We start from the raw sequence: 18,578 nt of genomic DNA on the forward strand, positions 1-18,578 counted from the left end.
CAGATTAATGTGACCTGTCATCAAACAGTCATCGCGCTGTCGTGAAATACGGGGGCCGGGCATGCAGATGCCCGGCCCTTTCATTTTCAGGAATACGTCATGACCGTTGCCGAACAGCTCGATGCCTTGGGTGCCATCCTGGCTCAACGCAGTATTCACAGCCTGTTTCAGCCGATCATGTGCCTGAGCGAACAACGGGTGTTCGGCCATGAAGCGTTGAGCCGTGGTCCGTCCAACAGCCCTCTGCATGCGCCGCTGAACCTGTTCACCATCGCTCGACAGGCGGGCCGCCTGACCGAGCTGGAGGCCTCCTGCCGAGAAAGCGCCTGCCGCCGCTTCAGCGAGCAACAGCTGCAGGGCAAGTTGTTTCTCAACATCTCTCCGGAGTCGCTGCTGGAACCCCACTACCCGTCCGGCCTCACCCTCAAACTACTCGAACAGGTCGGCTTGCCGCCCAGCCGGGTGGTGATCGAACTGACCGAGCACACCCCGACCGACGACTTCCAGCTGTTATCCAACGCCCTGCACCATTATCGCGACATGGGTTTCTCGATTGCCATCGACGACCTGGGCGCTGGTTATTCCAGCTTGCGCCTATGGTCGGAACTTCGCCCCGAATACGTGAAGATCGACCGGCACTTCATCGATGGCATTCACCGCGATCCGCTCAAGCGCGAGTTTGTGGGTTCGATCTTGCAGATTGCCCGGGCGTCGAAGGCCCGAGTGATTGCCGAAGGCATCGAGTTGGTCGAAGAGCTGGTGGTGCTGAAAGAGATGGGCGTGGACCTGGTGCAGGGGTACCTGCTGGGGCGGCCACAGGAGCTGGGGGTGCGTGAGAGCCGGCCATTGCCCATGCTGATGAACATACCGCCGGCCGAGCAGCCGACGGTGCGCCTCAATGCCACGATCGGGCAGTTGCTGGAGTTGTTTGGCCGCCATCAGCACCTGGATGCATTGGGGGTTGTTGACGCTGATGGCAGGGCTTGTGGGCTGATTCACAGGGCTGCGCTGCCGGTAATGGCCCTATCGCCGGCCAGCCGGTTTCCGCCGTCAAGGCACGGGGCTCAGGGCCTGCGGTGAGCCTGTAGGGGCTGGCCTGCCGGCAACAGCGCCGTGACAGGCTAGGAGTCAGGCCGTTTCGGGGTAGCTGTACTCGAACACCCGCACCACCTCTGAGGCATGCCACGACGCCGCCTCCATGCCATCCACCGGACCAGAAAAACGCCCTAGGCGCTCAACGCATTCGAAAAAGCCGGTGCGCGGCAAACGGCTAGCGCCCTGGCTGATCACCAGCGAGCTGCGCAGGGGCTGCTCGGCACGGGCATCCAGCACCGCCAGGTATTCCAGCGCGGCAGTCAATGTCTGCATGGCCGGACTGGGCAGTTGCAAGCGCTCGATCAGCGCTCGGTAAGTCAGCAGGTGACGTTGACGACGGGCCAGGTCAAGCTCGCCCAGCAGGTTATCCCAATGCTGACGGCTGATCCTGACCTGGCTCATGATGGCTCGCTCCAGCCAGCCACCCCAAGGTGCCAGGCCAAGGCACGGCGGATAGCCGCATCCGGCTCGCGTTCGCCCGATTCGATCATGGCCAGATACGCTGGGCTTACCCCGACATTACGCGCCAGTTGCTCGGGTGCGATGCCCTTGGCCTGGCGAATTTGGCCAACCTCACTGAACGCCGGCAACGGCGCTGCGGCAGTCGCAGCCGGCTCGCTGGCAACCGCCTCGGCGGGTGCCTGGCCTGCTGCCTTGAGCAGCGCTTGATACTGTTCCCAGGGAACAACGGCGTACTCGGGTTGACCGTCCCGGCTGATGACCTGAATACCCATTACAAACCCCTTTAAAAAGGATTACAGCATGTAATCCGTAGGCATAACCCTTATGCCAATTATATTACCAACTCTGGGGTCTGTGCAGTTGCGGCGCAGTTGTGCTCGGTTTTACGGGGTATTGCGTTCGAGCCGCAGCGCTTCCGGGGTATCGGGCAGGCGCTCGACCACCCGCAGTCGCTCGGGCGCCTGGCTGTCGCGCCAGGCCTTGAAGCGCGCCAGTTCGTCGGCCACGGTCTTCAACACCCAGCCCAGCACCGCGATGTCATCGAGGAAACCCACACCCAGCAACCAGTCGGGGATGGCATCGATGGGGCTGACGAAATACAGCAGGCCAGCGACGATGGTAACCAAAGCCTTCGGGCTGATGGCGCGGTATTCGCCACGCCACCAGGCCAGGCACAGCGACTGCAACAGCTTTACGTCTTCACGCAATTGGCCAAGGCGCGGGCCTTTGCGCGCCACGGCGAACAGCAATGCCGGCAATCGGCCGCGACTGAGCAGGCGCTCGGCCAGCGGCAGGAAACGGGCGAAATTCCAGGGTGCGCTCATGGAGCCTCCGAGAGGGAAAAGGTTATCCACATTTATTGTGGATAACCTTGTGAACAGGGCGAAGATTCTGACCCGGGGTGCCTGCCGGGCAAGGGCCCCGGTCAGATCGGGCGTTTTTTACACAGTCGTTTCACGCGGCAGCTACCTGCAGCGCAAACGATTTGCGTCAGCAGCGTCCTGCTTCTTCACATTGCCTTTGCTGGGACAGTACCAGCACTTACAGGTTCGTCCAATCGCCCAAAACGAAAACGCCCCGTCAGGACGGGGCGTTTTCAACAAGCGGCCAGTTACTTGGCAGGTGCTTCAGCCGGGGCTTCAGCAGGTGCTTCGGCCGGGGCCGCGGCTTCCGGCTCGGCGCCCTGCAGCTGGGCCGGGTCCTTGATGGCGATCAGTTCCAGGTCGAACACCAGTACCGAATTGGCCGGGATCAGCGGGCTTGGGCTTTGAGCGCCGTAGGCCAGTTCAGCCGGGATGAACAGCTTGTACTTCTCGCCAACGTGCATCAGTTGCAGGCCTTCGACCCAACCCGGGATGACGCCGCTGACCGGCAGGTCGATCGGGCTGCCGCGCTCGACCGAGCTGTCGAATACCTTGCCATCGATCAGCTTGCCTTCGTAGTGAACAGTGACTACGTCGGTCGGCTTGGGCTGCGGGCCGTCGGCCTTCTTGACCACTTCGTACTGCAGGCCCGAGGCGGTGGTGACCACGCCAGGCTTTTTGGCGTTTTCTTCAAGGAACTTCTTGCCAGCCGAAGCGGCTTCTTCACTGGCCTTGGCCAGGCGTTCTTCGGCGCGCTTCTGCAGCGCGGTGAAGGCTTCTACCAGCTCTTCGTCCTTGAGGCGCTGTTCTTTCTTGCCAACGGCGTCTTCGATGCCGAGGGCAACCGCTTTCGAATCAAGGTCTTCCATGCCTTCCTGAGCCAGGCTCTTGCCCATGTTCAGGCCGATACCGTAGGAGGCTTTCTGTGCCGGAGTCTTCAGCTCGGGGCTGCTGGCTTGTTGATCACAGCCAGCCAGTACCAGGCCTACCAGGGCAACCGCAGCCGCCAAACGATGCTGTTTCATGCTATTTCCTTGTTCATGCGCCATAAGGGCAATCAGGGTAAAGCCGCGAGCTTAGCAGGCGGCCATGACCAATGGCTACCGGCATAGGAGCGGGTTTTCGTAAGGAAGTTCAGTAGTTAAAAGCTTCTTCATCGAAGCTTTGCAGCCAATGGCCAGTATTGACCCTTCGTGCCGGCTTTGCAGGGCGTTTGTGGCTTTTTATTTCTGCGGGTTCTGAAGCAGGTAAAGTGAGCCCATAAGTCTCAAGGATACCGGCCATCCCGATATTCCCCCGCCACCTCCCGCAGCACCTCACCCACCCACTGCCCCGGCAAACTCAACGGCAAGGCCGCATTGCGGCAAATCCCCACCGACCCTCCCGGCTCACGCACGCCAAGGTCAAGCTCGGCCAACTCGCCCCGGCGCAAATCGAGCAGCACCGCATCCCGTGGGGCCACCCACAGCCCATCGCTGCCCAGCAGATACCGCCGGCTCAGCGCCAGCGACAAGGTCTCCAGGCGCTGCGCCGGCATCTGGATGCCGCACTGCACGAACAAGCTGTCAGCGTGCTGGCGAATGGTGGTGCCGGGTGGTGGCAGCACCAGCGGATACTGCCCAACCCGCTGCCGCTCCACTGGAGCGCTCCCCAGCAAAGGATGGCCGGGGCGCACGACCAGGGCCATGGACTCGCTGTACAGGTGCTCGAACGACAACCCCTGGATCTGCGGGCTGTCGGTCATGCGCCCAACCACCAGTTCCAGTTCACCCAGGTGCAACTGGCTCAGCAACTGCGCACTGACCCCGGTCACCACGCTGATCACCAACGCCTCGTGGCGCTGATGCAGGCGGCACAGCACCTCTGGCATCAGCAACCCCTCGACCGTCGACAGCACGCCAATGCGCACCTGCGACGGCGCCCGCGCTTCACCGCGCAGGCTGCTGACGCCATCACGCAGCGCCTGCACGCTGGGCCCGGCATAACGCATGAAGCGGGTGCCGGCCGGGGTCAGCTCGACACCCTGGCGGCTGCGCTCGAACAGGCGCGCCTCGAGCAGGTCTTCAAGCTCCTTGAGGGTCTTGGAAATCGCCGGCTGGCTGATCGACAGGATATCGGCCGCCCTGGCCAGGCTGCCCTGCCGGGCAATCTCCAGGAAGCACAGCAGGTGACGGTACTTGATGCGGGTGTCGAGGTTCATGGCAGCAAGCTTAACGCATCGCTACCTGCGGCGTATCCGGGTCGCGCTGCTGGCGGCGAAATTGCCCGGGCGGCAGGCCATGGATCTGCCGGAAGCGCCGGGAAAAGTAGGCTTCATCAGCAAAGCCACAGAGCCGCGCCACCTCGCCCACCGGGCGGCTGCCATTGAGCAGGTAGTTGCGCGCGGTGTGCATGCGCCGCTCCAGCACCAGCTCGCTGAAGGTCTTGCCGATTTCCTTGCGCAGCCAGTGGGTCAGGTAGGTGGGCGACAGGTAGGTGGCGGCGGCGACCTTTTGCAGGTTCAGGTCGGGGTCGTCGATATGCCGGCGCAGGTATTCGCTCATGCGGCCCAGCGCGGCCCGGCGGCTGAGCTGGGCAGCGTTGCTGTCGGCCAGTTCGCGCAGCGGCTCGGCGTACAGGCCGCAGACCTGGCCGATCAGCTGCAGCAACAGGCCCTTGAGCATTTCGCGGGTACCAAAGCGGCGGTTGGCATCCAGTTCACGCAAGCGATCGAGGATTTGCCGCGCCTCGGCAAAGTCGGCGTCACCCAGGCAAAAGTCGAGATGCTCCTGAAAGCGGAACGGTGACAGCTCCGGCGCCTGCAGGATCGACACTTCTTCCAGGTCCATCGGGTCGCAGGCCAGGTGCGGCAGCAGGAACGTCTGGGAGAAATTGATCACCACGAAGTCGCTGTCCGCCGGATGTGGGATCACGTGCACCCGGTGCGGCAGGATGAAAGCCAGGGTGTTGCGCCTGAACGGGCGCTGCACGCTGCCGATGTGTTGCACCGTGTCGCCGCCTAAATTGACCTGGATCTGAAAATACTCGTGACGGTGCGGCGCGGTCTCGGCGGGGCGCCCGCGCTGGTCGCGGATGTAGAAATCCATCAGCTCGCTGCGCTGCTGCATGACGTAGGTCGGAACCTCGCGCTTGGGGGGCATTGGGTTGGCTCCAGTCTTCAAGGATGGCGCTGTCTGGCCCCTTCATGGGCAGGCCGCGAAGAGACCAAGGCAGGCTCAACAAGTTGTACGATGTCTAAAGTCATCAAATTAAACCTGTCTGCAAAAACTCGCGCAACCCTAAACGCCCACAACCCGCTGAGAATGCGACATACAGCTGAAAATACGCGCAAAACCCCACCTTCTGATTTTCTTGGACAGCACAGCCCTCCCCCGCCTCCAGCGAAAAAAACGGTCTAAAACCGCCGTTGCATTCGATGCGTCGTACGACCACTGTAGAAAAGGGACTGCAGCCCAACCTCTACCAACAACAACAAACGAGGTCGACTCATGTCGAGCACGCCTACCCCCCGCGCCGCGTCGTCGTACGCGCTGGACGCGGCCCCTGCCCAGCGCCTGCCCTCCCGCCGCCGCTGGTTCATGCTGTCGCTGCTGCTGGTGGCGACCATCATCAACTACGTCGACCGGGTGAACATTTCCATCGCAGCGCCGTTCATGGCCAAGGACCTGGGCCTGGACAAGGTCGAGATGGGCCTGATCTTCTCCGCCTTCGCCTGGACCTACGCATTGGCACTGGTGCCGGCCGGCTTCATCGCCGACCGTTTCGGCTCGCGCCTGACCTACGGCGTGTCGCTGATCAGCTGGTCGGCAGTCACCGTGGCCCAAGGCCTGGCCAGCGGCTTCGCCTCACTGTTCGGCCTGCGCCTGGCGGTCGGCGCCATGGAGGCCCCGGCTTTCCCGGCCAACAGCCGTGCGGTCACGGTGTGGTTCCCCGCCCGCGAGCGCGGCATGGCCAGCAGCATCTACGTATGTGGCCAGTACCTGGGCACCGCGCTGTTCACCGGCGCGCTGCTGTGGCTGGCGACCACCTATGACTGGCGCCACGTGTTCTACAGCACCGGCCTGGTGGGCATCCTGTTCGGCGTCGTGTGGCTGGTGCTATACCGCGACCCGCTGAACTGCAAGAAGGTCAGCAAGGAGGAACTGGCCTACATCGAGAACGGCGGTGGCCTGGTGAAGAGCAGCCAGCAACGTACCCGCTTCGACTGGCGACAGGTCGCCGAACTGTTCCGCTATCGCCAGGTCTGGGCGATCTGCCTGGGCAAGTTCGCCAGCACCTCGGCACTGTACTTCTTCCTTACCTGGTTCCCCACCTACCTGATCGAAGAACGCCAGCTGACGCTGATCAAGGTTGGCATCTTCGCGGTCATGCCGTTCATTGGTGCCACGGTCGGCATCCTCCTGGCGGGCATCGTCTCCGACCTGCTGATCCGCAAGGGCTACTCGCTGTCGTTTGCCCGCAAGCTGCCGCTGGTGGTGGGCTCGATGCTGGGGATGTCGATCGTGCTGGTGAACTTCACCGATTCCAATGTGCTGTGCATCGCCGTGCTGACCCTGGCGTTCTTCGCCCAGGGCATCGCCTCGTCGTCGTGGGCTGCCGTGTCGGAAGTGGCGCCAAAGGAGCTGATCGGCCTGACCGGCGGCATCACCAGCCTGGCGGCGAACATCGGCGGCATCGTCACACCGATCGTGATCGGCGCCATCGTGCACGCCAGTGGCTCGTTCGCCATGGCGTTCTGGTTCATCGGCGGCGTGGCGTTGATGGGCACGCTGTCTTACTCGCTGCTGCTTGGGAAGCTGTATCGCATCGAGCTGAAAACAACTGCTTGAGATTGCACTGCCTGTGCTGGCGATTGGGCCGGTACAGGTTACTTGGATAATCCAACCCAACCCCGCTTTCGTCCAACTTTGCCGGCCAGCCGCTGGATACGCTGGCCACTCCAGTACGGAGGATTCACCCATGACCTACCTGTTCAACCCGCCGGCCATCGTCAGCCTGCCGATCCGCGGCAGCGATGCGCGCTTCCCCGTCGGCCGGGTGTTCTGCATCGGCCGCAACTACCCGTGGCCGGAATCCTACGGCGCGGCGCCGCTGGAGCCGGTGTTTTTCATGAAGCCGGCGAGCAACGTCGTCGAGGCATCGGGCGAGCTGCCCTTCCCGCCGCAGACCGACGAGTTCTGCCATGAAATCGAGCTGGTCGCGGCCATTGCCAAGGGCGGTGCCGACATTGCCCCGGAACAGGCCCTGGAGCACGTGTTCGGCTTCGCCGCCGGCCTGGACCTGACCCGCCGCGACCACCAGCGCAAGGCCAAGGCCGAGGGCCTGCCCTGGGAAGGTGCCAAGGTATTCGAGGCCTCGGCACCGATGACCGCCATCGTCCCCGCCAGCGAATGCGCCTGGCCGCTGGATACGTCGCTATGGCTGCAGGTCAATGGCGAGGAGCGCCAGCGTGCTCACCTGAGCCAGCAGACCTGGGCATTGGCCGAAGTGATCAGCCGGCTGTCACGCCAGCTGCCGCTGCGCCCGGGCGACCTGATCATGACCGGCAGCCCGCCCGGCGTGGCCCCGCTGAACCCGGGGGACACGATACACGCCGGCATCGACGGTATCGGCGAACTGCATCTGCGTGTCGGCCCCCGCCCTGCCGGGCAAACAGCCAACGCAGCCTGAACCTGACGGAGACCCGACATGACCCAGAACAAGAAAATCGCCCTGGTCACCGGTGCCGGTAGCGGCATCGGCCGCGCCGTCGCCCTCGCCCTGCTGGATGACGGCTTCAGCCTGGTGCTCGCCGGGCGCCGCGCCGAACCCCTGCAAGCCGTGGTTGCACAGGCGCTGGCAGCAGGCGGTGAGGCGCTGGCCGTGCCCACCGATGTACGCGACGAGCAGAGCGTCGCGCAGCTGTTCGCCACCATCGAAGAAGTGCACGGCCGGCTCGATGTGATCTTCAACAATGCCGGCATCAACGCGCCCGCCGTGCCGGTGGACGAGCTGCCGCTGGAGAACTGGCGCAACGTCATCGCCACCAACGTCGACGGGGTGTTCCTGTGCGCCCGCGCTGCCTTCGGCCTGATGCGCCGCCAGCAACCGCAAGGTGGGCGAATCATCAACAACGGCTCGATCTCGGCGCACACCCCACGCCCGTTCACTGCACCCTACACGGCCAGCAAGCATGCGGTGCTGGGCCTGACCAAGGCGCTGGCGCTGGATGGCCGGCCGTACAACATCGTGTGTAGCCAGGTGGACATCGGCAACGCCCTGACCGAGTTGTCCGAGCGCATGACCCGGGGGGTACGCCAGGCCAATGGCGAGATCGCAGCCGAGCCGATGCTGGACGTGCGCCATGTGGCCGATGCCGTGCGCTACATCGCGGCGCTGCCGCTGGACGCCAACGTACTGAACATGACCGTGATGGCCAGCAACATGCCGTTCGTTGGCCGTGGCTGATCCCTGTTTATGATGGAGTGACCGATGAAACCCGAAGTCCTGCAACTGAGCCCTATCCTGATCCCGCAGATCCGTGAGCGCCTGGAACAGCTGTTCACCGTGCACCGCTACTACGAACAGGCCGACAAGGAGGCCTACGTCAGCCAGCATGCCGGCAATATTCGCGGCGTGATCACTGGCGGCCACACCGGTATCAGCCAGGCGCTGATGGCACGCTTGCCCCACCTTGAAGTGATCGCGGTCAACGGTGTCGGTACCGACGCGGTAGACCTGGCCTATGCTCGCGATCGTGGCATCCAGGTAACGGCAACCATCGGTGCCCTCACCGAGGACGTCGCCGATCTCGCGATTGGCCTGCTGATCGGCTTGTGCCGGGGTATCTGCACCGGTGACCGCTTCGTTCGCGCCGGCCATTGGGCCACCAGTGCCACGCCGCTGGCACCGTTGCCACTGGCCCGGCAGGTGTCGGGCATGCGCGTGGGCATCGTCGGCATGGGGCGCGTCGGCCGCGCAGTCGCCCAACGGGCGGCAGCGTTCGGGTGCCCGATTCGCTACACCGACCTGCAGGCGCTGGACGTGCCTTACGGCTTTGAGGCAGACCTGCTGCAGCTGGCCAAGGACAGTGATGCACTGATCCTGGCGGCGGCGGCCGACAAGGGCGAGGCGCTGATCGATCGCCAAGTGCTGCGGGCGTTAGGGGCAGAGGGATACCTGATCAACATCGCACGCGGCAAGCTGGTGGATGAGCCGGCGTTGATCGCGGCGCTGCAGGCCGGGGAAATCGCTGGCGCGGCGCTGGATGTGTTTGCCGACGAACCCCGCGCGCCCGAGGCATTGTTCGAGCGTGAGGATGTGGTGCTGCAGCCGCATCGAGCCAGCGCCACGGTGCAGACCCGCACGCGCATGGGCGAGATGGTGGTGGCCAGCCTGGTGGATGTATTTGCCGGGCGCACGCCGCAGGGTTTGGTGATCTAGCCGGCTGGTGCCGGCCTCTTCGCGGGACAAGCCCGCGAAGTGGGGGCAGCCAGCAAATGGTGATCAGGCCACAGACAGCTCCACGGCCGCTCCCTTCAACCGCACCGGCCACACCCGCAACCTCTGCCCGGCATCCTCCAGGCACTCCCCACTCAGCAGGCTGAAGTGCTGCTTGTAGAGCGGCGCTGCCACCACCAACTCACCTTGTACGCTGCCCACCAGCCCGCGACCGATGATGTTGGCGCCGGAGCGTGGGTCGCGGTTGTCCACCGCATACAGCGGCTGAGCCTGACCAGGCAGGTAGAACAACGCCACCTGGGCGCCGTCGAGCCACACCACCACCCCGGAGTCGGCCACCAGGTCGTGCGCCTGGCATACCGCCTGCCAGTTTTCTTGAGTGTTCACAGCAGCATTGGCCAGGTTCATCAGACAGCCTCCTCGACAGTTGGGATCAGGTGCAGCGGCGCCGCTGGCCGGCGTTGTTCGCGTTCACGCACGAAGTGCACGTCCGGGTCAGCGCGGCGATCGTTGACAAAGGTACGGAAGCGCTTGAGCTTCTCGGGATCGTTGAGGGCGTTGGCCCATTCGCATTCATACTGGTCGACCACATGCTGCATCTGGCTTTCCAGCTCGCTGGCCAGGCCCAGGCTGTCGTCGATCACGACCTGCTTCAGGTAGTCCAGGCCGCCTTCCAGGTTCTCGCGCCACACCGAGGTGCGCTGCAACTTGTCGGCCGTACGGATGTAGAACATCAGCACGCGGTCGATCAGGCGTACCAGGGTTTCGTCGTCCAGGTCGGTGGCGAACAGTTCGGCATGCCGCGGGCGCATGCCGCCGTTGCCGCACACGTACAGGTTCCAGCCCTTGTCGGTAGCGATGACGCCAATGTCCTTGCTTTGCGCCTCGGCACACTCGCGGGTGCAGCCAGACACCGCGAACTTGAGCTTGTGCGGGCTGCGCAGGCCCTTGTACCGGTCTTCCAGGCGCAGGGCCATGGCGACGCTGTCTTGTACGCCGTAACGGCACCAGGTGCTGCCCACGCACGATTTCACCGTACGGGTCGACTTGCCGTAGGCATGGCCGGTTTCGAAGCCGGCCTCGATCAGTTCGCCCCAGATCAGCGGCAGCTCGTGCAACTGGGCACCGAACAGGTCGATGCGCTGGCCGCCGGTGATCTTGGTGTACAGGTCGTATTTCTTGGCGACCTGGCCGATGACGATGAGCTTGTCCGGGGTGATTTCACCACCCGGGATGCGTGGCACCACCGAGTAGGTACCGTTTTTCTGCATGTTGGCCATGAAGGTGTCGTTGGTGTCCTGCAGCGGTACCAGCGCCGGGTCCATGATCGGCTGGTTCCAGCAGGAGGCGAGGATATTGCCCACCGCCGGCTTGCAGATGTCACACCCTGTGTGGCCTTTGCCATGACGTTCGAGCAGCTCGCTGAACGTGCGGATGCCTTCTACCCGCACCAGCCCGTACAGCTCCTGACGGGTGTAGGCGAAGTGCTCGCACAGGCTCTTGTCCACTGCCACACCGCGGGCGCTCAGTTCGTGCTCGAAGACCTGCTTGAGCAGGGCCGCGCAACCGCCACAACCGGTCGCGGCCTTGGTGCAACCTTTGACGGCGGCCAGGTCGCTGCAGCCGTTGTCGATTGCGGCGCATACCGCGCCCTTGCTGACGTTGTGGCAGGAGCAGATGGTCGCGCTGTCGGGCAGCGCATCAGCACCCAAGGCCGGCGCGCCGCTGCCTTGCGGCAGGATCAGCGCTGCCGGGTCGGCCGGCAGGGCGATGCCGTTCTGGGCGTACTGCAGCAGGGCGTCGTAATAACTGTTGTCTCCGACCAGCACCGCGCCGAGCACGTGCTTGCCGCTGGCATCCACCACCAGCCGGCGGTAGGCACTGTTGGCTTCGTCGATGAAGCGGTAGCTGCGCGAACCCGGCGTGGCACCATGGGCATCGCCGATCGAGCCAACATCCACGCCCAGCAGCTTGAGCTTGGTCGACATGTCTGCACCGGTGAAGGCCACTGCCGCCTCGCCCATCAGCAACGCCGCCAGATTGCGCGCCATGCTGTAGCCTGGCGCGACCAGGCCGAACACGCTGCCGTTCCACGAAGCGCACTCGCCGATGGCAAAGATGCGCGGGTCGCTGCTGCGGCAGTGGTTATCGATCACCACGCCACCGCGTGTGGCGATATCAAGCCCGCAGGCACGGCTCAGGGCGTCCTGCGGGCGGATACCGGCAGAGAATACGATCAGGTCGGTTTCCAGGTGCTCGCCGCCGTCGAAGTTCATGCGGTAGCGGTAGGCCTCGCCTTCGCTGATCGACTGGGTAGCGCGTGACAGGTGCACCCCCACACCCAACGCTTCGATCTGCGCCTTGAGCGCAGCACCGCCCTCGGCGTCCAGCTGCACCGGCATCAGCCGTGGGGCAAACTCCACCACGTGGGCCTCCAGGCCCAATGACTTGAGGGCGTTGGCCGCTTCCAGGCCAAGCAGGCCACCGCCGACCACCACGCCACGGCGGGCACTGGCTGCAGCCGCACGAATGCCATCGAGGTCGTCCAGCGTGCGGTAGACCAGGCAGGCGTTACCGCTGGAGCCTTCGATCGGCGGCACGAAGGGGTAGGAGCCGGTGGCCAGCACCAGCTGGTCGTAGCCATAGCGGCCTTCGGCAGTGACCACCTCACAGCGTTCGCGATCGATTTCCAGCACCGCCTCACCGAGGTGCAGGTGCACACCGCTGGTGGTGTAGAAATCGTGTTCGCACAGGGCCAGGGTTTCGGCACAGCTGCCGCCGAAGTATTCGGACAGGTGCACGCGGTCGTAGGCGCGTTGGCGTTCTTCGCCGAACACCCTTACTTCGAAGCGCTGCAGGGCGCCGCGGCTGACCAGTTGTTCGACGCAATGGTGGCCGACCATGCCGTTGCCGACGATGACCAGTCGCTCTCGTTGCCCGCTGCTCGCTGTTGCCTTCATAAGCCGATCCTCGATCAAAAAAAAAGCGCCTGGAGCCGAAGCTCCAGGCGCCTTTGCCTGTATTCATCACGGTGTGCCCCTGAGTTGATCGCCGTTGATCAGCGGGGCTTGTTGTATCGAAGATAAAGCAGGGACTGTGCCAGTTGCTTTACCTGTATCGGTCTCTTTGCGGGTGAACCCGCTCCCACAAGGGATTGCATCGGTCTTCAGATTTGCACGGTACCTGTGAGAGCAGGTTCACCCGCGAAGAAGCCCGCGCAGGCATGCACATTCACAGTGCACCTCAGCCCATCCCGGTGCACTCAATACACATCCCGGCGATAACGCTTGGCCTTGCTCAAACCTTCAACATATGCAGCCGCCTGTACTGCATCCATACCGCCATGCTCGGCCACGATTGTGCGCAATGCCGCATCCACATCCTTGGCCATGCGCTGCGCATCGCCACAGACATAGAAATACGCCCCCGCCTCCAACCACTGCCACAGCTGCGCGCCCTGCTCGAGCATGCGTTGCTGCACATAGACCTTTTGCGCCTGGTCACGCGAGAACGCCGTATCGAGCCGCAAGTGGCCTGCTTTCTCCCAAGCCTGCAACTGGTCCCGGTAATAAAAGTCGGTAGCGGCGTACTGCTCGCCAAAGAACAGCCAGTTACCCCCTTTAGCCCCCCGTGCCTCACGTTCTTCCAGAAAGGCGCGGAACGGCGCAACACCAGTGCCAGGGCCGACCATGATCACCGGCAGGCTGTCGTCCTCCGGCAGGCGAAAGTGCTTCGTCACCTGCGGAAAAATCGCCACTTTCAGCGCCTGCGCACGGTCGGCAAGGAAGCTTGAGCACACCCCTTTGCGTACCCCGTAACGCACCGTGGATACCGTGAGGTGCACCTGATCCGGGTTCACCAGCGGGCTGGAACTGATCGAGTAGAGCCGTGGCTGCAACGGCTTGAGCAGGTCGAGCCAGCTGGCCAGGGGCAGTTGCTGAGGGAAGGCGCGCAGCACATCGACCAGTTGCCGGCCCCACAACCAGTCCTGCAGTTCAGCCTTGCACTCGGGTTGCAGCAGGCGTTGCAGGTCAGGTGCGCTGCGGGCGAACACCTGCAGCTGCTGCGGGGTGACCTTGGCGATTTCAAGATGCGCGTGCAGGGCTTCAGCCAGGGGCATGGCGGGCTGGCCCTTCAGCTCGACCCTGGCCTGGCCATCGAGCTGCATCCGTGCCAGCAGTTCATCGACCAGCGCCGGGCAGTTGCGCGGCCACACGCCCAAGGCGTCACCGGCGGCATAGGTGAAGCCGCTGCCCTTCAGGTCGAAGACCAGCTGGCGGGTTTCCTTGCTGGCACCGGGGCCGTTGAGCAGGCGGTTTTCCAGCAGGCTGGCAGCCCAAGGCTGTTGCTTGCTGAAGGCTGCCACGGGCGCAGATTCAGGTGCCTGCTGCGGCGCCGCGCTGGCCAGCGTGGGCAGCAACGCGTCGAGCCAGCCGGCGAAGGCTTGGTCGAAGTCCGGCTCGCAGTCCACCCGTTGCAACAGGCGCCGCCCACCCAACTCGGCCAGACGCTGGTCAAGCTTGCGTCCAAAGCCGCAGAACTGGTCGTAGCTGGAGTCGCCCAGGGCCAGCACGGCATAGGGCAGTTCGGCACAATGGCCGCCCTCTTCGGCCTGCAACGCCTGCCAGAACGTCGCCGCGCTGTCGGGAGCATCGCCGTCACCAAAGGTGCTGGCAATCAACACTACGCTGGCAGCACCCTGCAATTGGCGCGGGGTGACCGCCTCCATACAGCTGAGCTGCACGTCGAGGCCAGCACTGCGCAAGCGCTCGGCACAGCGCTCAGCCAGCAGTTCACCATTGCCCGTCTGCGAGGCCCACAGCACGTGGTGCCTTGGGGTGGCCAAGCCTGCGCCGGGCAGTGCCGCTGGCTGGGCGAACAGCCCGGCCAGCAGCCCGTCGACAAACAGCCGGTGGTGAGCAACCAGCGGTGCAGTGGCCGGCAGGCTGGGCACGCCCTCGGCGCGCGCCTGGTCCAGACCCAACAGAAAACCTTGCAGGTAATGGCGTTCTTCCTCGGCCAGCACCGGGGCCGGCAATGTGTCCAGGCCAAGCAGGCGGGACAGGGTGGCAGTCGGCATGCTGGCGGGCTCCGGCGTAGCAGTATTCAGGTCCAGGGCATCGATGCGCTCACCGGCGACCCGCTCCAGGGCCACGGCGCAGTGCTTGAAGGCGGGTTGCAACGACAGCGGGTCGACGGCGTCACAGGTCACGGCATTGATTGCCAGCTGATCGCCGATGAGGTCGTTCCAATGAAAAGGTGCAAAGCAGTTGCCAGGCATCACCCGATCACTGACGCGTACCGGCAGCACGGCTTGGCCGCGGCGCGAGCGAATGGCCACCTGGTCTTTTTCGGCCAGACCCAACCGGGCCGCATCTTCTGGATGCACTTCAACGAAGGGGCCTGGCTCCAGCTTGTTCAGCGCCGGCACCTTGCTGGTCTTGGTCAGGGTGTGCCACTGGTGCTGCACGCGGCCGGTGTTCAGCACCATGGGGAAGGTTTCATCCGGCAATTCAGCGGCAGGTAACCAAGGCCGCGCGAAGAAGCGCGCCTTGCCACTGGCCGTCGGGAAGGCCAGCGCTGGGCGCTCACCTTGGGCATCGAGCAGCAACGCCTGGCTGCTGCCATCGTTGATGTAGCGCAGCGGGCTGCGGGCGTGTTCGCGGCCCGGTGCGCTGGGCCACTGGTGCGGTTGCTGGCGCAGTTCGGCATAACCGATGCCGCGCAGGTCATAGCCCGTGGCCGGGTTATGGAAGCGGCGGATTTCCTCGTACACGGCTTCGGCGTCGGGGTAGTCGAAAGCGTCGCCATAACCCATGGCGCAGGCCACACGGGCAATGATCTGCCAGTCAGGCAGGCTCTGCCCTGGCGGCTCGACGGCGCGTGGCATCAGGGTAAGGTTGCGCTCGCTGTTGATCATCACGCCCTCGCCTTCCGCCCACAGCGCAGCGGGCAGGAGAATGTCGGCATACCGGTTGGTTTCGGTATCGAGGAAGGCGTCCTGGGTAATGACCAGCTCGGCCTGGCGCAGGCCGTCGATCACTTGCTGGCGATTGGCGACACTGGCCACCGGGTTGCTGCAGATGATCCAGCAGGCTTTCACTTCGCCGGCTTTCATCTGACCGAACAGCGCCACCGTACCGTCACCGCCTTCACTGCGCAGGCTGCCCGGCGCCAACTGCCATTGCTGCTCGACGAAGGCGCGGTCGGCGGCCACCAGGGCCGAGCGCTGGCCTGGCAGGCCCGGGCCCATGTAACCCATCTCGCGGCCACCCATGGCATTGGGCTGGCCAGTCAGCGAGAACGGCCCGCTGCCGGGGCGGCAGATGGCACCGGTGGCCAGGTGCAGGTTGCAGATCGCGTTGCTGTGCCAGGTGCCGTGGATGCTCTGGTTCAGGCCCATGGTCCAGCAACTCATCCAGTTGCCGGCGCTGCCGATCCATTCGGCCGCCTTGATGATATCGGCCTCGGCCAGCCCGGTGATGGCGGCCACACGCCCGGGGCTGTAGTCGTCGAGGAAGGCTGCCAGGTCATCCCAGCCTTCGGTGTGGCGGGCGATGAAGGCAGGGTTGGTGTGGCCGTTGATGTGCAGCAGATGCAACAAGCCGTTGAGCAAGGCCATGTCAGTGCCCGGGCGTACCTGCAGGAACAGGTCGGCCTTGTCGGCGGTGGCGCTGCGCCGTGGGTCGACGACGATCAGCTTCGCACCGGCCTTGACCCGGTCGAGCAGGCGCAGGAACAGGATCGGGTGGCAGTCGGCCATGTTGGCGCCGATCACCACAAACACGTCGGCATGCTCGAAATCCTGATAGCTGCCTGGCGGGCCGTCGGCACCCAGCGACAGCTTGTAGCCGCTGCCGGCGCTGGCCATGCACAGCCGCGAATTGGACTCGATGTGGCGGGTGCGGATGAAGCCCTTGGCCAGTTTGTTGGCCAGGTACTGGGCCTCGAGTGACATCTGCCCGGAGACGTACAGCGCCACGGCGTCGGGCCCATGTTGGTCGATGATGGCACGCAGGCGCGCGGCGCTGTCGGTGATGGCCTGGTCCATGCTGGCGCGTACCGGCTGCTGGCTGCGGTGCGGGCGCACATAGGCATCCTCCATGCGCCCGGCGGCCGTCAGCGGCACATGTGCGGTGAGGCCTTTGGTGCACAGCCGGCCGAAGTTGCTGGGGTGCTGCTTGTCGCCGCTGATCTTGCCGACCTTGCCATCGGCAACGCTCATGACGATGCCGCAACCGACGCCGCAGTAGGGGCAGACACTGCGTACTTCGCTGTTGGCCATGGGCGAGCTCCTGTAGGAACGCAAAAAGGCGCCGGCTGCCCCGGCATGCTGATGCAAGCGGGACAACACGGCGCCTTTGTCGTGAGGTTTTGCGGGCTATCGACGTTGATAGCCCTGGTGAGGAGGCTTCAGCAAATAGTGGGCCAGGTGCACGGAACGGCTTTTCGTGGGGGCGGCCTTGTGTCGCGAAAGGGCCGCAAGGCGCCCCCCGAATTTTATTCCTGTATTGCCGGGGCTGCTTTGCAGCCCTTTCGCGACACAAGGCCGCTCCCACAAAGACAGTGCTGCGGCGTGCCTTGCGCACCATGCGGTGGCAACCTCACGCTCCCAGGCGCTATGCTGGGGCAATTTCCAGCATGAGCAACTACCCTCCCCCCATGTCCCAGGTGATTCTCAAGACCCCCGCTCAACTCGACCTGATGCGCCGCGCCGGCCAGCTGCTGGCCCAGGTGTTCGCCGAACTCGACAGGTTCATCCGCCCCGGCGTGACCACCATGCAGATCAACGACCACGCCGAGGCGTTCATCGTCGAAACGCTCAAGGCGCGGCCGGCGAGCAAAGGGCAGTATGGTTTTCCCTACTCGCTGAATACCTCTGTGGACCATGTGGTGTGCCACGGCATGCCCAAGGTTAACGAGGTGCTTCAGGAGGGCTCGATCGTCAACGTCGACATCACCCTGGAACAGGGCGGGTACATTGCCGACTCTTCGAAGATGTACAGCATCGGCAAGGTCAGCGATGAAGCCCGGCGCCTGGTCGACACCACCTATGAGGCGTTGTGGAAAGGCATCGAGCAGGTGCGCCCTGGGGCAACGCTGGGTGATATCGGCCATGCCGTGCAGGCCCATGCCGAGGCAGCGGGCTACAGCGTGGTGCGCGAATACTGCGGGCATGGCATTGGCCAACAGATGCATGAAGCGCCAGAGGTGCTGCACATTGGCCAGCGCGGCATGGGCATGAAGCTGAAACCGGGGATGGTGTTTACCATCGAGCCGATGATCAACCAGGGTGGCCGCGGCACGCGCGAGTTGAAGGATGGCTGGACGGTGATCACCCGGGACCACAGCTTGTCCGCGCAGTGGGAACATACCGTGGCGGTGACCGAGGGTGGGTACGAGGTGCTGACATTGCGGGAGGAGGAACGTCGTGGCTGAAGCTGCGGCAAACGCCTGCAGGTATGGGTACAACATTCAGGCACAAAAAAAGCGACCCTAAGGTCGCTTTCTTTGTTACTTCCGGGTGTTCAGTGGGCCCTGGAAGTGGAATATGGCGCAGCGGACGGGACTCGAACCCGCGACCCCCGGCGTGACAGGCCGGTATTCTAACCGACTGAACTACCGCTGCGCTATACATCGAGTGGTGGGTGATGACGGGATCGAACCGCCGACCCTCTGCTTGTAAGGCAGATGCTCTCCCGGCTGAGCTAATCACCC

15 protein-coding genes and 2 tRNA genes are annotated in these 18,578 nt (G+C 64.1%); 6 read left to right on the forward strand and 11 right to left on the reverse strand.

The genetic code is table 11. From position 1 onward, the window contains the following. Positions 1 to 99 precede the first annotated feature (99 nt). Positions 100 to 1,080 carry an EAL domain-containing protein gene (locus DMX11_RS17225; protein ID WP_110745595.1) on the forward strand — a complete coding sequence of 327 codons (981 nt, stop codon included), beginning with the start codon at positions 100 to 102 and terminating at the stop codon, positions 1,078 to 1,080. Positions 1,081 to 1,128: 48 nt separating this feature from the next. Here DMX11_RS17225 and DMX11_RS17230 read toward each other — a convergent pair whose 3' ends face one another. From DMX11_RS17230 to DMX11_RS17255, 6 genes are all read right to left on the reverse strand, one after another. Continuing rightward, positions 1,129 to 1,497: a hypothetical protein gene (locus tag DMX11_RS17230; protein ID WP_013971408.1), complete on the reverse strand. Its 369-nt coding sequence runs from the start codon at positions 1,495 to 1,497 to the stop codon at positions 1,129 to 1,131. After that, entirely contained in the window at positions 1,494 to 1,829 is a 336-nt protein-coding gene (locus tag DMX11_RS17235; RefSeq protein ID WP_110745596.1) for a helix-turn-helix transcriptional regulator, read from the reverse strand. The genes DMX11_RS17230 and DMX11_RS17235 overlap by 4 nt, the downstream gene beginning before the upstream one ends. A gap of 111 nt (positions 1,830 to 1,940) precedes the next feature. Beyond that, positions 1,941 to 2,381, reverse strand: coding sequence for a YkvA family protein (locus DMX11_RS17240; protein WP_110745597.1), 441 nt, complete (start codon positions 2,379 to 2,381; stop codon positions 1,941 to 1,943). A 287-nt stretch (positions 2,382 to 2,668) separates the two neighbouring features. Beyond that, positions 2,669 to 3,445: an FKBP-type peptidyl-prolyl cis-trans isomerase gene (locus tag DMX11_RS17245; protein WP_110745598.1), complete on the reverse strand. Its 777-nt coding sequence runs from the start codon at positions 3,443 to 3,445 to the stop codon at positions 2,669 to 2,671. 242 nt (positions 3,446 to 3,687) lie between these two features. Continuing rightward, a complete protein-coding gene (gene pcaQ, locus DMX11_RS17250; RefSeq protein ID WP_110745599.1) occupies positions 3,688 to 4,620 on the reverse strand; it encodes a pca operon transcription factor PcaQ in 933 nt (310 codons plus the stop codon). A 10-nt stretch (positions 4,621 to 4,630) separates the two neighbouring features. After that, positions 4,631 to 5,560 carry an AraC family transcriptional regulator gene (locus DMX11_RS17255; protein WP_110745600.1) on the reverse strand — a complete coding sequence of 310 codons (930 nt, stop codon included), beginning with the start codon at positions 5,558 to 5,560 and terminating at the stop codon, positions 4,631 to 4,633. A gap of 348 nt (positions 5,561 to 5,908) precedes the next feature. Here DMX11_RS17255 and DMX11_RS17260 point away from each other — a divergent pair, with 348 nt between their 5' ends. From DMX11_RS17260 to DMX11_RS17275, 4 genes are all read left to right on the forward strand, one after another. Further along, positions 5,909 to 7,249, forward strand: coding sequence for an MFS transporter (locus DMX11_RS17260; protein WP_110745601.1), 1,341 nt, complete (start codon positions 5,909 to 5,911; stop codon positions 7,247 to 7,249). A gap of 130 nt (positions 7,250 to 7,379) precedes the next feature. After that, positions 7,380 to 8,090, forward strand: coding sequence for a fumarylacetoacetate hydrolase family protein (locus tag DMX11_RS17265; RefSeq protein WP_110745602.1), 711 nt, complete (start codon positions 7,380 to 7,382; stop codon positions 8,088 to 8,090). A gap of 18 nt (positions 8,091 to 8,108) precedes the next feature. Next, positions 8,109 to 8,867, forward strand: coding sequence for an SDR family oxidoreductase (locus tag DMX11_RS17270; protein WP_110745603.1), 759 nt, complete (start codon positions 8,109 to 8,111; stop codon positions 8,865 to 8,867). Positions 8,868 to 8,891: 24 nt separating this feature from the next. Continuing rightward, positions 8,892 to 9,842 (forward strand): 2-hydroxyacid dehydrogenase, encoded by a 951-nt coding sequence (locus DMX11_RS17275; RefSeq protein WP_110745604.1) that lies wholly within the window; start codon positions 8,892 to 8,894, stop codon positions 9,840 to 9,842. Positions 9,843 to 9,905: 63 nt separating this feature from the next. Here the strand turns inward: DMX11_RS17275 and nirD are convergent, their stop codons facing one another. The 3 genes from nirD to DMX11_RS17290 all read right to left on the reverse strand — a co-directional run bounded on the left by nirD (position 9,906) and on the right by DMX11_RS17290 (position 17,145). Continuing rightward, complete coding sequence (nirD, locus tag DMX11_RS17280; RefSeq protein ID WP_110745605.1) at positions 9,906 to 10,268, reverse strand: nitrite reductase small subunit NirD; 363 nt, start codon at positions 10,266 to 10,268, stop codon at positions 9,906 to 9,908. Next, positions 10,268 to 12,820: a nitrite reductase large subunit NirB gene (gene nirB / locus DMX11_RS17285; RefSeq protein WP_110745606.1), complete on the reverse strand. Its 2,553-nt coding sequence runs from the start codon at positions 12,818 to 12,820 to the stop codon at positions 10,268 to 10,270. Before nirB ends, nirD begins: the two co-directional genes overlap by 1 nt. A gap of 302 nt (positions 12,821 to 13,122) precedes the next feature. Continuing rightward, positions 13,123 to 17,145, reverse strand: coding sequence for a bifunctional nitrate reductase/sulfite reductase flavoprotein subunit alpha (locus tag DMX11_RS17290; RefSeq protein WP_110745607.1), 4,023 nt, complete (start codon positions 17,143 to 17,145; stop codon positions 13,123 to 13,125). A gap of 356 nt (positions 17,146 to 17,501) precedes the next feature. Here DMX11_RS17290 and map point away from each other — a divergent pair, with 356 nt between their 5' ends. Next, a complete protein-coding gene (gene map / locus DMX11_RS17300; protein ID WP_110745609.1) occupies positions 17,502 to 18,299 on the forward strand; it encodes a type I methionyl aminopeptidase in 798 nt (265 codons plus the stop codon). 113 nt (positions 18,300 to 18,412) lie between these two features. Here map and DMX11_RS17305 read toward each other — a convergent pair. Together DMX11_RS17305 and DMX11_RS17310 are read right to left on the reverse strand one after the other, a co-directional pair. Next, positions 18,413 to 18,489 (reverse strand) — tRNA-Asp (locus tag DMX11_RS17305). 13 nt (positions 18,490 to 18,502) lie between these two features. Then, positions 18,503 to 18,578: transfer RNA gene (locus DMX11_RS17310), tRNA-Val, on the reverse strand.

It is taken from the genome of Pseudomonas sp. LB-090624 (assembly GCF_003205205.1).
In the GTDB taxonomy this organism is placed as follows: domain Bacteria; phylum Pseudomonadota; class Gammaproteobacteria; order Pseudomonadales; family Pseudomonadaceae; genus Aquipseudomonas.

Excerpts from the sequence above, each read along its gene's own strand:
- DMX11_RS17225 (WP_110745595.1), top strand. The coding sequence starts at position 100 with ATGACCGTTGCCGAACAGCTCGATGCCTTGGGTGCCATCCTGGCTCAA.
- DMX11_RS17230 (WP_013971408.1), bottom strand. The coding sequence starts at position 1,497 with ATGAGCCAGGTCAGGATCAGCCGTCAGCATTGGGATAACCTGCTGGGC.
- DMX11_RS17235 (WP_110745596.1), bottom strand. The coding sequence starts at position 1,829 with ATGGGTATTCAGGTCATCAGCCGGGACGGTCAACCCGAGTACGCCGTT.
- DMX11_RS17240 (WP_110745597.1), bottom strand. The coding sequence starts at position 2,381 with ATGAGCGCACCCTGGAATTTCGCCCGTTTCCTGCCGCTGGCCGAGCGC.
- DMX11_RS17245 (WP_110745598.1), bottom strand. The coding sequence starts at position 3,445 with ATGAAACAGCATCGTTTGGCGGCTGCGGTTGCCCTGGTAGGCCTGGTA.
- pcaQ (WP_110745599.1), bottom strand. The coding sequence starts at position 4,620 with ATGAACCTCGACACCCGCATCAAGTACCGTCACCTGCTGTGCTTCCTG.
- DMX11_RS17255 (WP_110745600.1), bottom strand. The coding sequence starts at position 5,560 with ATGCCCCCCAAGCGCGAGGTTCCGACCTACGTCATGCAGCAGCGCAGC.
- DMX11_RS17260 (WP_110745601.1), top strand. The coding sequence starts at position 5,909 with ATGTCGAGCACGCCTACCCCCCGCGCCGCGTCGTCGTACGCGCTGGAC.
- DMX11_RS17265 (WP_110745602.1), top strand. The coding sequence starts at position 7,380 with ATGACCTACCTGTTCAACCCGCCGGCCATCGTCAGCCTGCCGATCCGC.
- DMX11_RS17270 (WP_110745603.1), top strand. The coding sequence starts at position 8,109 with ATGACCCAGAACAAGAAAATCGCCCTGGTCACCGGTGCCGGTAGCGGC.
- DMX11_RS17275 (WP_110745604.1), top strand. The coding sequence starts at position 8,892 with ATGAAACCCGAAGTCCTGCAACTGAGCCCTATCCTGATCCCGCAGATC.
- nirD (WP_110745605.1), bottom strand. The coding sequence starts at position 10,268 with ATGAACCTGGCCAATGCTGCTGTGAACACTCAAGAAAACTGGCAGGCG.
- nirB (WP_110745606.1), bottom strand. The coding sequence starts at position 12,820 with ATGAAGGCAACAGCGAGCAGCGGGCAACGAGAGCGACTGGTCATCGTC.
- DMX11_RS17290 (WP_110745607.1), bottom strand. The coding sequence starts at position 17,145 with ATGGCCAACAGCGAAGTACGCAGTGTCTGCCCCTACTGCGGCGTCGGT.
- map (WP_110745609.1), top strand. The coding sequence starts at position 17,502 with ATGAGCAACTACCCTCCCCCCATGTCCCAGGTGATTCTCAAGACCCCC.